Source organism: Paenarthrobacter sp. NPDC089307 (assembly GCF_040685055.1).
Taxonomy (GTDB): domain Bacteria; phylum Actinomycetota; class Actinomycetes; order Actinomycetales; family Micrococcaceae; genus Arthrobacter.
Map to the genome: position 1 here is coordinate 192021 of NZ_JBFBHE010000004.1, position 14576 is coordinate 206596.

The following is a 14576-nucleotide window of genomic DNA, read 5'->3' on the forward strand; positions in this document are numbered from 1 at the left end:
TTAGGCCTCGGCGTTGCCAGGCTGGGCAGCCGTCTCACCCGAGACCACTTCGCCGTTGCGGCGGCGCGTGCGGGTACGGCGCGTCCGGGCAGGCTTCTCGGCGTCGTCCGTGGCGGCAGGTCGGCTTTCCGGGGCAGCCGCAGGAGCTGCCTCGCCATCAGAGGTACGACGACGACGGGTGCGGTTGCGTCCGCCATCACCCTTGGATTCGCTTGAGTCAGCGGACTTGCCGGAGCGGCCGCGGCCGCCGTCGCGCTTTCCGTCACGGCCGCCGTCGCGACCGGAACCGCCGGAACGGGCATTCTTCTTGCCGGTCTCGCCCAGGTCCTCCAGGACCTCGGCGTCCACGCCGGCGAGGACGCGCTTGTTGCGGGGCAGACGGCCCTTGGTGCCCTCGGGAATGTCGAGGTCGGTGTAGAGGTGCGGCGAGGACGAGTAGGTTTCAACGGGCTCCGGAACGCTGAGTCCCAGGGCTTTGTTGATGAGGCCCCAGCGCGGCATGTCGTCCCAGTCAACGAACGTGACCGCGGTGCCCTTGTTTCCGGCGCGGCCCGTACGGCCGACGCGGTGCAGGTAGATCTTTTCGTCTTCGACGCACTGGTAGTTGATCACGTGCGTGACGTCGTCGACGTCGATACCGCGGGCTGCGACGTCGGTGGCCACCAGGACATCGACCTTGTTGTTGCGGAAGGCACGCAGGGCCTGCTCGCGGGCGCCCTGGCCCAAGTCGCCGTGGATCGCTGCCGCAGCGAAGCCGCGGTCAACGAGTTCCTCGGCAACCTTTGCGGCGGTGCGCTTGGTCTTGGTGAAGATGATGGTCCGGCCGCGGCCACGGGCCTGCAGGATGCGGGCAACAACCTCGGTCTTGTCCATGCTGTGTGCACGGTAGATGAGCTGGCGGATGTCGCGCTTGGTCAAGCCCTCATCGTTGGGATCAGCCGCACGGATGTGGGTGGGCTGCGTCATGTAGCGGCGTGCCATGGCGATGACGGGGCCAGGCATGGTTGCCGAGAAGAGCAGCGTCTGCCGGACCGCAGGGGTACCGGCGATCAGGGTTTCGACGTCCGGAAGGAAGCCGAGATCCAGCATTTCGTCGGCCTCATCAAGAATGACCATCTTGACGTTCTTCAAGCTCAGGTGCTTCTGCTTGTAGAGGTCGATCAACCGGCCCGGGGTGCCGACCACGATTTCGACGCCCTTCTGCAGGGCATCAATCTGGGGCTCGTAGGCGCGGCCACCGTAGATGGTGGCAATGCGGGCGTTCCGCTTGCGCGAGGCAGCCTGGAGGTCGTTGGCAACCTGGACGGCCAGTTCGCGCGTGGGAACGATCACCAAGGCCTGCGGGGCTCCCGGAACAGCGAGCTTCTCGTAACCGGCGTCATCGCGTCCGACCACGCGCTGCAGGGCAGGAATGCCGAAGCCGAGCGTCTTGCCGGTACCGGTCTTGGCCTGGCCGATGATGTCGTGGCCACTCAAGGCGACCGGAAGGGTCATCGCCTGGATGGGGAAGGGGTGGGTAATTCCGGCGTCAGCCAGGGACTCGACGATGTCGGCACGGACGTTGTAGTCCGCAAACGACTTCTCTTCGATCTCGTGGGGCGTCTCATCCGAGATGATCGTTTCCTCGGGTTCGATGGTTTCAGTTCCGGTGGAGTCCGTCAGGACTTCATGGGTGTGCAATTCACTCACAGGGAGTTTCCTTATTCATTTGGGCATTGGCGCTGCATGCTCAACGGGGGCGGCGGAGCCGTACCGGAGCAGAACGGGCGCGCAAGCAAGTCCAGTGGAAGCCGATCGCGGGCTATCTAAGTACTGGCACTGGTGACCAGTTGGTACATCTCAAGATCGCGTAGGGGCGGGCTTGTTGAGTTCAAAAATTAACTGAATCAACGACCGGGCATCCATTACTACACGCCCAGTCTATCCTCTGGGAGCCATAAAGCCCGGATCGACCGGTGGAGCGCGTCAGTCCAAGAGCTCGAACCTGATCTCCCGGCTGGCGATCTCCGCCTTCACAAGGCGGACCCGCACCTTGGTGCCGGACTCCAACTCCCCATCGCAACGCGCCGTGACTGCAGGCTCGGCGATCTGGACCATGCCGTAGGGGCCGCTGCCGTTTCCGTTGTTGCTGCTGCTGCTGCTGTTGCTGTTGCCGTTCCCGTTGGATGGCTTGGATCCGGAAATCACCACGGCGTCGAACTCCTGGCCCACATGGTTGGCCACCAGTGCTGCCTCCACTGTGTCCAATGCAGCGCGCTCAAGCCGCCCGGCCAATTGGTCGGACCCGGCCATGATCTCGGGCAAGGAAGGCAGGGCATCACGGGCCCAACCGGGAATTTCCCTGTTGTTGCAAAGGGCTTCGCAGATCACCAGGACGAAACGGTCGATCAGCCGCCGCAGGGGAGCGGTGGTGTGGGCGTACGGCGCGCCTATGGCTGCCTGGACCACCGTGTCCGGGACTTCGCCATCAAACGGTGTGTAGCCCGCGCCCCTGAACAGCGTCCCGGCCGAGTGCAGGATGGCAAGCTGCTTTGGATCCGAGGCGTCGAGAGTCCGCAGGTACTCGCCGTAGGTGACCTGGCCGTCCCACGGCTTGCCCAATGCTGCGGTTTGCCGTTTGAAATGTTGCAGCGATCTCTCATCGGGCGCGGGCATGGTCCTCAGGATGCCCACTTTCCCGTCCAGCATCAGCTGTGCCGCAGCCATCCCGGTCATGAGGGAGATCTGCGCGTTCCAGTCCTCCACCGGCAACGACGGCGCTGCAACGATCCTGTACCCGCCGCCGTCGGTCGCCTGGACGATTTCCTGCTCCGGCATGTTGAGGCTCGCCCCACCCCGCAGCCTCTCCAGCTCAACCCGCTTCAAGCCCACTTCCTTGAGGAGCTGAAGGACGGGCGGGGCCGATCCGTCGTCAATTTGCTGCTGGGCGCCCTTGTAACTCAGTTTGGCGCGGCTGCGAACGGTGGCACGTGCAACGGAGACATCCAATACCTCGGCCTGCGCGTCAAGATCGAAATCCCAGACGAAAGCTCCACAGTCCTGCCCGGCAAGCAGGCTGCCTGCGTTTTCGCTGATGATCTCCGGGTGCAACGGGATGCGTCCATCCGGAGCGTAGAACGTCTGTCCACGATGACGGGTTTCGGAATCCAACGCTCCGCCCGGGGCCACGAAGGACGGCACATCGGCGATCGCATAGAGAACCTTGTACCCGTCACCGTTCCGCTCGATGAAAAGGGCCTGGTCAAGGTCCGTGGACGTGGCAGGGTCGATCGTCAGAAACTCGACGTGCGTGAGGTCCTGGTCCGGTAAGTGGCGGGATTCGACGGCGGCGCGCGCCTCCTGGAGGGCCTCAACCGGATACTCCCCAGGCAGCTCCAGCTCCGTCCTCAGGGCCGCAAGGGCTGCGGCGAGCTGGTCCGATGAGTCGTCGACGTTGGGCGCTATCCGATGATGTGACACGAAAATCAGGGTAGCCCGAAACCGGCCGATAGTCTTGGATGCTTCCCTATCCGATAGGTGGCGTGAGGGCAGCAGGCTGGATCAGCAGGAGCCCCAGGCCCTGCCGGCGTCAGGCCCCGCCCGCGTTAGGCGGCGTCGAGGGCTGCGAGCAGCGACTTGGCTGCCGCCGTCGGGTCTTCTGCCTCGGTGATGGCACGGACCACCACGATCCGGCTCGCTCCGGCGGCCAGCACTTGCTCGACGTTGCCGAGGTCGATTCCGCCAATCGCAAACCACGGCAGCTCCACGGCCCCGCCCGTGGTCTCTTCAGCGCGCCTGATCGCTTCTGCCGCATATGTGACCAAGCCCGTTCCAACAGCTTCGCGGCCGGGTTTGGTGGGGGTTGCCCAGACCGGACCTACACAGAAGTAGTCCAGTCCGCCATCGCCGGGAGAAGCGGTGATGGCGGCATTTACCTGCTCGGGCGTGTGGGTGGAGAGCCCGATCGCTGCAGGGCGCGGGAGGAAGGTCCGGGCAATCCCCAACGGCAGGTCCTTTTGGCCAACATGGAACACGGGAGCCCCGGAAACACTGGCGATGTCTGCCCGGTCATTGACCGCCCAGAGCCGTCCATGCCGTTCTGCGACGCTGCGCAGGACGGCCAGCAATTCCAATTCCTCAGCGGCTTCGATCGTCTTGTCCCGGAGCTGGATGATGTCCACTCCGCCTTCGAATGCGGCGTCAACAAAGTCTTCGAAATCGCCTTGGCGTTTGCGCGCATCAGTGCACAAGTAGAGGCGGGCGCTGGCGAGGGCATCGTGCTGGGTCATGGAAACCACAGTAGTTCCTCTAAACTGGGCACGTACTGCGGGAGCCGCGACATTCGTCATTATGACCGTCCGGCTGAGAGGGCTTCAAAGCCGACCGCTTGACCTGATCCGGCTAGTACCGGCGTAGGGAAGGAAACACATGGCAGAAGCCATCCATGCAGATGTCGCCGTCATCGGCGGCGGAGTCATTGGCCTGGGCATAGCCCATCAGGCACGGAAACTGGGCCACTCCGTAGCCCTCATCGATCCAGCGCCCGCTACGGGTGCAACCTTTGCGGCCGCAGGCATGCTGGCGCCCGTCAGCGAGCTGCACTACCAGGAGGAAGACCTCCTGGAACTCATGCTGGAATCCTGGCGGCTGTGGCCCTCGTTCGTGGACGAGCTGCCCCAGGGCGGGGAGGCCTCCGGATACCGCACGACGCCGACCCTTGCCGTAGGTGCCGATGCCGCCGATCGCCGTGCGCTCGCAGACCTTCGTACTGTCCAGCTTGCAGCGGGGCTGGCGGTTGAGCCTTTGTCTTTGCGGGCAGCCAGGGATCGCGAGCCGCTCCTCAGCCCCCAAATTTCCTGTGCCTTTGATATCCCCGCCGACCACCAGGTTGATCCCCGGAAGTTGGCCGGGCACCTTTTGGCGGGCCTTGGAGCGCATTCGCCCGGGGACTCCACGTGGGTCAGCGGGGCAAGCGGGGGTTTTGCCGTAAGGAAGTCCGCGAGCGGGTTGAGGTGGGAAGGGGACCGCGTTTCCGGCGTCGAGCTTGAAAGCGGCGGCACTGTCCTTGCCCGCGAAACCGTGGTGGCCAACGGGTTGGAAGCACCCCGGCTGGCAGGCCTGCCTGAAGGCCTGGATCTTCCTGTGCGTCCGGTCTACGGCGACATCCTCCGGCTCCAGGTCCCCGCCCACCTTCAGCCGCTTCTTACAGCCACTGTGCGGGGCATCGTGCGAGGAGTGCCTGTCTACATTGTTCCGAGGGGAGACGGAACCGTGGTGATTGGCGCGACGCAGCGCGAGGATGGTTTGTCGGCGACCTCAAATGCAGTCTCCGCCGGCGGTGTCTACCAGCTCCTGCGGGACGCGCAGGTCCTTGTTCCGGCTGTGGCTGAACTTGAGCTTTTGGAAGCAACAGCCCGTGCACGGCCGGGAACTCCCGACAACGCCCCGTTGCTGGGCCGTGTAGGCAACCCTGCCGGAGGGCCTGCCGGCGAAGTGGAAGGACTGGTGATTGCCACAGGGTTCTTCCGGCACGGCGTCCTCCTCACCCCAGTGGCCGCCAGAATCGTGGGGGAGCTGCTCGCCGGTTCCCCTGATTCACGCTGGTCCATCTTCCGGCCCGACCGTTTCAGCGCAACCCGGAGTCACTTCCGGCCCATGGAAACCCCTGCAGGAAGCCATCAGTGACCCCGCGTTGTCCTCGACTCCACAGCAAGGAAACAGCATGAACATCAAGCTCAACGGCGCCGCCCACCAGGTCCCCGCCGATGCCTCCGTCAGCACGCTCGTCACGGCCGTCACTGGCCGCGTACTCGACCACCGCGGACAGGCGGCCGACGGCGGGAAGCTGGGTGTCGCCGTCGCCCGCAACTCCGAGGTGGTACCGCGCAGCCAGTGGGCAGCGACTCCGCTGGCCGACGGTGATGAACTCGAACTCGTTACAGCAGTCCAGGGAGGCTGAACCATGACCACAGCAAGTACCGAAACAGGCATCGAAGACGCGCTGGTGATTGACGGCGTCGAATTCGGCTCCCGGCTGATCATGGGCACAGGCGGTGCGCCAAGCCTGGACGGGCTCGGCGCTGCGCTTGTGGCCTCGGGAACCGAGCTCACCACCGTGGCGATGCGCCGCTATTCACCGGCCGAAACGGGGTCGCTCTTCCAACTGCTGGTGGACAACAACATCCGCGTGCTGCCCAACACCGCAGGCTGCTTCACGGCCAAGGACGCCGTGATGACGGCAGAATTGGCGCGTGAGGCGTTGGAGACGGACTGGGTCAAGCTGGAAGTCATCGCGGAAGAACACACGCTCCTCCCGGACGCGGTGGAACTGGTGGAAGCAACCGAGCAGCTCGTGAACCGGGGCTTCAAAGTATTCGCCTACACCAACGACGACCCCGTCCTGGCGCTGCGGTTGGAAAACCTCGGCGCGACGGCCGTCATGCCGCTGGGCTCGCCCATCGGAACGGGCCTGGGCATCCTGAACCCCCACAACATTGAACTCATCGTCTCCCGGGCCTCAGTGCCGGTAGTGCTGGACGCCGGGATCGGAACAGCGTCCGACGCCGCCCTCGCCATGGAACTGGGATGCGACGCCGTCCTGCTGGCCACCGCCGTGACCCGCGCCCAGAACCCTGTGCAGATGGGACAAGCCTTCAAGCACGCTGTCATCGCCGGCAGGCTTGCCAAGCAGGCCGGCCGCATTCCGAAACGTGAGCATGCTCTGGCGTCCTCTGCGATGGAGGGCCGGGCAGAGTTCCTCTGATCGTGAAGTTAAACAACAAATGACCATCACCCTTGGGGTGATGGTCATTTGTTTTCATGCGAATCTACAGCCGCAGGGCCTTTGTCAGCGCCTCGGTATCGTGCTTGGTGCGCGTCCGTCCCAGGTAGACAACCACGCCGGCTGCCGCGGCAGTTCCCAGCACAATGGGCAGGACCCACGGGATCCACGTCGCACCCGGCTGGTAGCCCAGTCCCGCGCTGATAAAGGCGATCCAGCTGAGGGCGGCAACACCGGCGGCAATGCCGGCCGGCAACGCGACTCCATACCTGCTGTGCCGTTTATCGGTGGCCCACACAATAAAACCAGTGGCAACGGTGGCCAGGACCACGATGACGAGTGAAAGCATGGGACTCCTTAGCGGACGAATGCAGGCGGTAACGGCTAGAGGGCGCCGAAGCCTACCCGGCGGACTTCCTCGGCACCGATCTCCACATAGCCCAGCACGTTGCCGGGAACAATGATCTGGCGGCCCTTTTCATCGGTAAGGCGCAGTTCCGAGCCCTTTGATACGGCCTCGGCCACGATCTTGGCGACGGCGTCAGCATCCAGGGCGGATTCGAGCACAATTTCACGGCCAACGTTCTGAATGCCGATCTTTACTTCCACAGCAAGGCCTCCAAGCCAATCAAGTATTAAGTCAGTCCTCTATTTGTAGCCTAGGACTCTTTGGGGAATCGACTGATTCCGCGCCAAGCTAAACGATAGATCAGATCACTGGCCACATCGAGGTCCAGGTTTCCGTCTGTTTCAAGCCAGTACCTGGCGCTGACCTGGGCCATTCCGGCCAGCCCCCGGCCCAGCAACTGGGCTTCGAGGGGAGGCAGTTTGGTGTCCTCGGCAATGACATGCGCGACGGCGTCGGCGAACGTTTTGTTGAACGTCTCCAGGCGGGAGCTGACGTCGGGATCGTTGATGAGGTCCGACTCGAACACCAACCGGTGGGCTTGGTCGTCGTCGGCAATGAACCTGTAATAGGCGCGCATGACGGCCTTGACGCGTTCTTTGTTGTCCGTGGTGGAGTTCAGCGCGCCCAGCATGAGGTCCGTCAGGGTTGCCAGGTGGCTGTCCAGCAGCGCCATGTAGAGCTCCCGCTTGGACGGGAAGTGTTGGTAAAGCACCGGCTTGCTGACATGCGCAGTCTCAGCGATTTCGTCCATTGCCGCGCCATGGAAGCCGTTGGAGACGAATACTTCCAAGGCGGCGTTCAGCAGCTGTGCCCGGCGTTCGTCGCGTGGCAACCTTGGTGAACGAGGTGAACCGGTCCGTTCCTGCTTTGCGGGTGCCCCATCGTTTGCCCGTGTGCCGTCAGCCACAGTCTGCCGCCTTTCCTTTGCAGTTATGACCACTCTACCGGTGGGTAATATGACCGGGCGGCATCGGCAGGCATACATTGGGGTATGGCCTCAATTGTTGCTGCCCACTCCGCTGCGCCCACCGTCCTGCCGCCCCTTGTTGAACCGGCCGCCGAGCTCTCGCCGGCCGAGGTGGAGCGGTACTCACGGCATCTCATCATTCCCGAAATCGGAGCCGTGGGCCAACGCAGGCTTAAGAATGCGAAAGTTCTTGTCATCGGGGCCGGTGGACTGGGTTCGCCCGCCCTGTTGTACCTTGCCGCGGCGGGCGTGGGAACGCTGGGCATTGTTGATGACGACGACGTTGACCTCAGCAACCTCCAGCGGCAGGTCATCCACGGCGTGAAGGATGTGGGCAGGCCCAAGATCGAATCGGCCCGCGATGCGATTGCCGAATTGAATCCCTTGGTCAACGTTGTCCTCCACAACATCCGCCTGGACTCCTCCAACGCCCTGGAACTCTTCGCCCAGTACGACCTCATCCTTGACGGCGCCGACAACTTCGCCACCCGCTACCTCGTCAACGATGCCGCAGCCATCCTCGGGAAGCCTTACGTGTGGGGTTCAATCTTCCGTTTCGATGGCCAGGTCAGTGTCTTCTGGGCCAAACACGGTCCCAGCTACCGCGATCTCTACCCCGAGGCGCCTCCAGCCGGCTCCGTTCCGTCCTGCGGTGAGGGCGGTGTCTTCGGCATGTTGTGCGCAGCTGTTGGCTCGCTCATGGTGACCGAAGCCGTGAAGCTGATTACCGGCGTCGGGCGTTCCCTGCTGGGGCGCGTGGCCCTCTTCGATGCCTTGGGCGGGAGCTGGCGCGAGATCAAGGTGTCCAAGGACCCGGAAGCTGAACCCGTGACGGAATTGACGGACTATGAGGCTTTCTGCGGCGTGACGCCTGCCGCCGAAACTGACCAGGACCACACCGTGACCGCGACGGAGCTGGCGCGGATGCTTGCCGAACGCAAAGCGGGGGAGCGGGACTTCGAACTGGTGGACGTCCGTGAGTCCGGGGAGCACAGCATCGTGAGCATTGATGGCTCGGTGCTCATTCCGCAGGGCCGCATCCTCGCCGGAGAGGCCTGGGTGGACCTGCCCCAGGACAAGGACATCGTGTTCCACTGCAAGGCCGGCACGCGCTCAGCCACCGTGCTCGAAGCCGCGCAAAAGGCCGGCTACAGCCGCGTGAAACATCTCGACGGCGGCATCCTCGCCTGGGTGCGGCAGGTGGAACCAGCCAAGCCTGTTTACTGACCGTTGCCCGTTTCCCGGCTCGTCTGGGAAGCTCAAGCATGAGCGAAGAGCAGACAGAGACAGAACAACGGCCCATCGGCTCCGGGTTCGGGCACGGATCCACGGCACTTGAGGTCATCGACGGCATTGACCTGCGGGGCAAGTCGGCCATCGTTACCGGAGGCTATTCCGGGTTGGGGCTGGAGACCGTGCGGGCCCTGGTCTCAGCAGGGGCCGACGTCACGGTGCCCGCCAGGAGGCTGGAGCATGCCCGTTCCGTCCTTGCGGACGCCGGGCTCGCCGAAAACGTCCATGTGGAGCACATGGACCTTGCAGACCAGGACAGCGTCAAGGATTTCGCCGCGCGCTATGTGGCCGAACACGACAAACTGGACATCCTGATCAACAACGCTGCCATCATGGCCAGCCCGGAACAACGGGTTGGACCAGGTTGGGAGGCCCAGTTCGCCACCAACCACCTGGGGCACTACACCCTGGTCAACCTGCTGTGGCCGGCTTTGGAAGCCTCAGGCAGTGCGCGGGTGGTGTCGTTGTCATCGACGGGACATAAGTTGTCGCCGATCCGGTTCGATGACGTCAACTTCGCCACCGGCTATGACAAGTGGAAGGCCTACGGCCAGGCCAAGACTGCCAATTCCCTTTTTGCCGTGGAACTCGACCATCTGGGGCGGGGTTCGGGTGTGCGGGCATTCGCGGTCCATCCCGGCGGGATCATGACCGAGTTGCAGCGGCACCTGCCCAAGGAAGAGATGGTGGCGGCCGGATGGATGGACGCCGAAGGCAATGTCCGCGAAGGATTCAAGACCCCCGAACAGGGTGCGGCGACGTCCGTGTGGGCCGCCACCTCCGAGGCCCTCGACGGTAAAGGCGGCGTCTATTGCGAGGACTGCGACATAGCCAACCCTACGGACAGGGAGTCACCGCTGGCGCGCTACCAGGGAGTGGACGCCCATGCCGTCGACAAGGAGGACGCGCGGAAGCTGTGGGCGTTGTCGGCGGAGTTGACGGGAGTAAATGCCTTCGCTTAACTGGCTGGCTGCGTAACTGCCTAGCTGTTTAACTGCGTAACTGGCTGGCATCGCGGCGTGCCTGGGGCGTCAGGCGCTTTCGGAGCGGAGCTGGTCGTGGTCCACGGGGCATTCCGTGGCCGCGGCAGCTGCCTGCGGTTGTTCCACCTGGATTCCGTACAGTGCTTCGAGGGCTGCGACGTAATCGTCCTGCTGGCCGTTGGCGGCAAGCTCACGGGCGCGGACGGTGGGGATATGGAGCAGCTGCTTGACCATGCGGCGAAGCGCGAACTCCACTTCCTCGGCCGCAGCCGTGCAGCCGTGGCGGGCGCGGACCTTTTCCATCTCTGCGTCCAGGACGTTCATGGTGTGGCGGCGCAGCGCCACAATGGCAGTGTCCACGGAGCGGGCTTCGCGTTCGGACTCAAAGGAAGCCGCGGCTCCCGTGACAATCGCGCTGGCCTGGGACAGCGATTCCGCCTGCTCCTGGGGTGCTGCGAGCCGGACTGATTCAAGGGTCAGCAATTCCACGCCTTCGAGTTCGCCCACCGCAGGATCAAAGTCGTGGGTCAGGGCCAGGTCAATGGCGATCAACGGCTTTCCCGAGTCGGCACGCACGCGCGCAAGGTCCGCGGCTTCGACCCTGTTATCCGAGCCGCTGCAGCCGATCATGACGTCAGCGGCAGCCACGGCGGTGGGGAGGGTGTCGGCGTCGAGCGCCGTGCCACCGCGGGTGGCGACGAAAGCTTCGGCGCGGCCTGAAGAAGAGTAGACGGAGATATCAGTGCAACCGCGTTCACGGAGAAGCGACATGGTGGCGCCCGCATAAGCACCGGTACCGAAGACCACAACCTTCTTGGTGGACCAATCCTCATTCTCGGCAAGGTCGGTTGCGAGGTCCAAGGCCACGGAGACGATGGACAGTCCGCGGGAACCGAGTGCGGTTTGCGCGCCAACGTCCTTGGCAGTCTTCGATGCGGCCTGGAAAAGCCGGATAAGCCCGGAGCTCGCGGTGCCTTCCTGCTGGGCCGTGATGAGGGCCCGGCGGACCTGGCCCGCGATTTCGCGCTCTCCCACCACAGCGGAGTCCAACCCGGCGCTCACTGCGAAGAGGTGGCGGGTCACTTCGGGACCCGTGTGGGTGGCGAAAGAACGGGAAACGAGTTGTTCGTTGAGGCCGCTCAACTCACTGATCTGGGAAACAAGCGCGGAACGGGCTGCCTCGAGGTCGGCTCCGTTGGCCGTTTCGCCGTAGACCTCGTAGCGGTTGCAGGTAGCGAGGACCACGGCTCCTGAGACTACGGGAGAGTCTGTCAGGGCCGCCGAGGCAAGCTCAGATGAACCGTTGCTCAACTGAGCGACGGTTTCGAGGTCGATGTCGGCGTGTGTAGCCACCAATGAGAAAAGAACCACAGCACCCCAATCATAGCTTTTTCGTAGCCCGGTAGAACAATATGGCGCCGTGGGAATCCCCACGGAGTCCAGTGATCCGCGCCACAACCATCCGGACGGGGCTGCACGTGACAGCTTGTCGTTATCTTTTGTCCCGGATTTTCGGCACAATCAAAGGCATGACTTCTAGCTCGGCAGCATCCCAGAGTACGGCCTCCAACTCCCCGGCGGGTAGCCTCGACGCCAACCACCCGCTGAAGGACGGCCGCACCTCGGACTCACCGCTGATTACGGCCTACCGCGGTGGCACTCCGTCCCGCAGGCCGGTGTGGTTCATGCGCCAGGCCGGCCGTTCCTTGCCGGAGTACCTCAAGGTCCGCGAGGGCGTCGCAATGCTGGATTCCTGCTTGAGGCCGGAACTTGCTTCCGAAATCACGCTCCAGCCCGTGCGCCGCCACGACGTTGATGCCGCCATCTTCTTCTCGGACATCGTCATTCCCCTGAAGCTGGCAGGTGTCGGCGTCGACATCGTCCCAGGTGTCGGTCCCGTCCTGGACAAGCCTGTCCGCACCGCCGAGGACGTAGCTGCACTTCCCACACTGACATGGGAAGCCCTTGAACCCATCCGCGAAGCTGTGCGGCTTACCGTCGCCGCGCTGGGCAGCACGCCGCTGATCGGCTTTGCCGGCGCCCCCTTCACTCTTGCCGCCTACATGGTCGAAGGAAAGCCGTCCCGTGACCACCTCGGCCCGCGGACCATGATGCATGCCGATCCTGAAACGTGGACCGCCCTGGCCAATTGGGCTGCGGACGCATCCGGCTTGTTCCTCCAGGCACAACTAGAAGCCGGTGCATCTGCCGGCCAGCTCTTTGACTCCTGGGCCGGCTCGCTGGGCCTGGCCGACTACACCAAGTACGTGGCGCCGGCGTCCACCCGTGCCCTGGACCACGTCCGTGGCCTCGGTGCGCCCCTGGTCCACTTCGGCACTGGAACCTCCGAGCTTTTGGTCGCCATGCGCGATGTCGGGGTGGACGTCGTCGGTGTCGACTACCGCCTGCCGCTGGACGAAGCCAACCGGCGCCTGGGCGGGACGGTTCCGCTGCAGGGAAACATCGACCCCGCGCTGCTTTCGGCCCCTTGGGAGGTGCTTGAAGCCCACGTCCGCGCAGTTATCGACGCCGGTGCAAGCGCCCCTGGCCATGTGCTCAACCTCGGACACGGTGTTCCGCCTGAAACGGATCCCACAGTACTGACGCGCGTGGTGGAACTCATCCACTCGATCCCCGCCAAGTAGGACCGATGCGCGGCGGACACGCAACGCCCAAGCCACACGTGCGCGGAGCCAACGCTGTGGTGGTGGGTGGCGGAATCTCGGGCCTTCTGGCCGCGCGGGAACTGGCCAAGGCCGGAACGTCCGTCACTGTGTTGGAAGCGACCGGTGCGTGGGGAGGATGCATCGGCACCCATGTGGTGGCCGGGTTGCACCTTGACAGCGGGGCGGAGTCTTTCGCTACCCGCTCCCGGGCCGTGGCCGACCTCGCGTCAGAGCTCGGCCTGGCGGAGAAGATCGTCGCCCCGCACCCTGGCGGCGCATGGGTGCAGCTGCCGGACGGACCGCAGGAACTTCCCAAAACAGGAGTCCTTGGGATACCCGCCAACCCATGGGACCCCGAAGTCCGCCGCTCGCTCGGATTCACCGGGGCGCTTCGCGCTTCCCTTGACCGCTGGCTCCCTGCGAGCGTGGGTACGTCGTCCGATGTCACCAGTGTTTCTGCATTGGTCCGTGCCCGGATGGGTAAAAGGGTGCTGGAGCGCCTCGTTTCCCCGGTAGTGGGAGGCGTTCACTCGGCTGATCCTGCACTCCTGGATGTGGACATGGTGGCGCCCGGGCTTCGGGCGGGCCTCCGCAAGCACGGATCGCTTGCCGCCGCTGTGGCGGCCCAGCGGAAAACTGCCAGTGGACAAGCCGGTACTGGGCCGGCAAAGGCGGGTTCCGCCGTCGCCGGTTTGAAGGGCGGCATGAACACGCTGGTTGCCGCCCTGGTAGCTGAGCTGCGGGAACTCGGCGCAGAGCTGAAGACGGACACGCGGGCCGAGGACGTGCTGAAGACCGGCAGCGGCTGGCGGGTTACCGCCGGCAGTCAAACGTTCGACGCCGATCGACTGGTGGTTGCGCTTGACGGCCCCGCCGCCGTTGGGCTGCTGGAGAAATCCTTGCCCGGGCTGGCTCACCTCCGTCCCGCGCCCGGACCGCTGGTGAGCCTGGTGACCCTGGTGGTTGACCTGCCGGAGCTGGACAGCCGTCCGCGGGGAACCGGGATCCTGGTTGCCCCGCAAACGCCCGGGGTCAAAGCCAAGGCACTGACGCATGCCACCGCCAAATGGGATTGGCTGGCCGAAGAAGCCGGGCCAGGGACCCATGTCCTGCGTCTTTCCTATGGCCGCCGCGAGGAAGCCGGAGGGGGAGCGGATGTTGTCATGGACGATGAATCGCTTCTGGCCGCTGCCTTGGAGGACGCATCGGCCCTGTTGACGGTTCCGGTAACGCGCGCGGACATCGTTGACTGGGATGTCGTGCGGTGGGCCGGTGCCTTGCCGTTCGCCGCCGTCGGTCATAAACAGCGGGTAGCCCAGGTCCGGGAGGCCTGTGCCCGGGTGGACGGGCTGCTGGTGCTGGGCGGATGGTTGGCAGGAAACGGCTTGGCAGCAGTAGTGGCGGACACCCGGCGGCAACTGGCCCAGGAAAGCATGGACGACCCCACGATTCCGTGATTTGCGTCACTTCTACGCTTTGTAGAACTAATCCGTTTCGA

General features: G+C 64.3%; 14 protein-coding genes and 1 riboswitch. Of the genes, 7 read left to right on the plus strand and 7 right to left on the minus strand.

Annotated elements, in window-relative coordinates:
* The 3 genes from AB0N72_RS11250 to thiE all read right to left on the minus strand — a co-directional run bounded on the left by AB0N72_RS11250 (position 1) and on the right by thiE (position 4268).
* Complete coding sequence (locus AB0N72_RS11250) at positions 1 to 1689, minus strand: DEAD/DEAH box helicase (protein ID WP_363930488.1); 1689 nt, start codon at positions 1687 to 1689, stop codon at positions 1 to 3.
* A 276-nt stretch (positions 1690 to 1965) separates the two neighbouring features.
* A complete protein-coding gene (locus AB0N72_RS11255; RefSeq protein ID WP_363930489.1) occupies positions 1966 to 3459 on the minus strand; it encodes an RNB domain-containing ribonuclease in 1494 nt (497 codons plus the stop codon).
* 125 nt (positions 3460 to 3584) lie between these two features.
* The gene (gene thiE, locus AB0N72_RS11260) at positions 3585 to 4268 is read right to left on the minus strand and encodes a thiamine phosphate synthase (RefSeq protein ID WP_363930490.1); all 684 of its coding nucleotides are present in this window, start codon (positions 4266 to 4268) and stop codon (positions 3585 to 3587) included.
* Between the two features lie 27 nt (positions 4269 to 4295).
* A riboswitch (TPP riboswitch) is annotated at positions 4296 to 4415 on the plus strand.
* Between thiE and thiO the strand changes: the two genes are divergently transcribed.
* The 3 genes from thiO (at position 4408) to AB0N72_RS11275 (ending at position 6742) form a co-directional block, all read left to right on the plus strand.
* Complete coding sequence (gene thiO, locus AB0N72_RS11265) at positions 4408 to 5664, plus strand: glycine oxidase ThiO (protein ID WP_363930491.1); 1257 nt, start codon at positions 4408 to 4410, stop codon at positions 5662 to 5664. (Overlaps the previous riboswitch by 8 nt.)
* Before the next feature lie 37 nt (positions 5665 to 5701).
* Positions 5702 to 5938, plus strand: a complete 237-nt coding sequence (gene thiS, locus AB0N72_RS11270) for a sulfur carrier protein ThiS (RefSeq protein WP_189013378.1) — start codon at positions 5702 to 5704, stop codon at positions 5936 to 5938.
* A 3-nt stretch (positions 5939 to 5941) separates the two neighbouring features.
* A complete protein-coding gene (locus AB0N72_RS11275) occupies positions 5942 to 6742 on the plus strand; it encodes a thiazole synthase (protein WP_363930492.1) in 801 nt (266 codons plus the stop codon).
* A gap of 64 nt (positions 6743 to 6806) precedes the next feature.
* On the opposite strand, the gene AB0N72_RS11280 is transcribed toward AB0N72_RS11275, so the two are convergent.
* Genes AB0N72_RS11280 through AB0N72_RS11290 form a run of 3 tightly spaced genes read right to left on the minus strand, consistent with a single transcriptional unit; the run spans position 6807 to position 8154 of the window.
* On the minus strand, positions 6807 to 7109 hold the full coding sequence (locus AB0N72_RS11280) for a hypothetical protein (RefSeq protein ID WP_363930493.1): 303 nt from the start codon (positions 7107 to 7109) through the stop codon (positions 6807 to 6809).
* 35 nt (positions 7110 to 7144) lie between these two features.
* A complete protein-coding gene (locus tag AB0N72_RS11285; RefSeq protein ID WP_144659727.1) occupies positions 7145 to 7369 on the minus strand; it encodes a DUF3107 domain-containing protein in 225 nt (74 codons plus the stop codon).
* Between the two features lie 50 nt (positions 7370 to 7419).
* Positions 7420 to 8154 carry a TetR/AcrR family transcriptional regulator gene (locus AB0N72_RS11290; RefSeq protein ID WP_218670569.1) on the minus strand — a complete coding sequence of 245 codons (735 nt, stop codon included), beginning with the start codon at positions 8152 to 8154 and terminating at the stop codon, positions 7420 to 7422.
* 6 nt (positions 8155 to 8160) lie between these two features.
* Here AB0N72_RS11290 and moeB point away from each other — a divergent pair, with 6 nt between their 5' ends.
* Together moeB and AB0N72_RS11300 are read left to right on the plus strand one after the other, a co-directional pair.
* Positions 8161 to 9363 (plus strand): molybdopterin-synthase adenylyltransferase MoeB, encoded by a 1203-nt coding sequence (gene moeB / locus AB0N72_RS11295; protein WP_363930494.1) that lies wholly within the window; start codon positions 8161 to 8163, stop codon positions 9361 to 9363.
* Between the two features lie 38 nt (positions 9364 to 9401).
* Positions 9402 to 10391 carry an SDR family NAD(P)-dependent oxidoreductase gene (locus AB0N72_RS11300; protein ID WP_363930495.1) on the plus strand — a complete coding sequence of 330 codons (990 nt, stop codon included), beginning with the start codon at positions 9402 to 9404 and terminating at the stop codon, positions 10389 to 10391.
* Between the two features lie 69 nt (positions 10392 to 10460).
* Here AB0N72_RS11300 and AB0N72_RS11305 read toward each other — a convergent pair whose 3' ends face one another.
* Positions 10461 to 11783, minus strand: a complete 1323-nt coding sequence (locus tag AB0N72_RS11305; protein ID WP_363930496.1) for a glutamyl-tRNA reductase — start codon at positions 11781 to 11783, stop codon at positions 10461 to 10463.
* Positions 11784 to 11941: 158 nt separating this feature from the next.
* Between AB0N72_RS11305 and hemE the strand changes: the two genes are divergently transcribed.
* Both hemE and hemG read left to right on the plus strand, forming a co-directional pair.
* Positions 11942 to 13057, plus strand: a complete 1116-nt coding sequence (gene hemE, locus AB0N72_RS11310; RefSeq protein ID WP_363930497.1) for a uroporphyrinogen decarboxylase — start codon at positions 11942 to 11944, stop codon at positions 13055 to 13057.
* A 5-nt stretch (positions 13058 to 13062) separates the two neighbouring features.
* Complete coding sequence (hemG, locus tag AB0N72_RS11315; RefSeq protein ID WP_363930498.1) at positions 13063 to 14535, plus strand: protoporphyrinogen oxidase; 1473 nt, start codon at positions 13063 to 13065, stop codon at positions 14533 to 14535.
* Positions 14536 to 14576 lie beyond the last annotated feature (41 nt).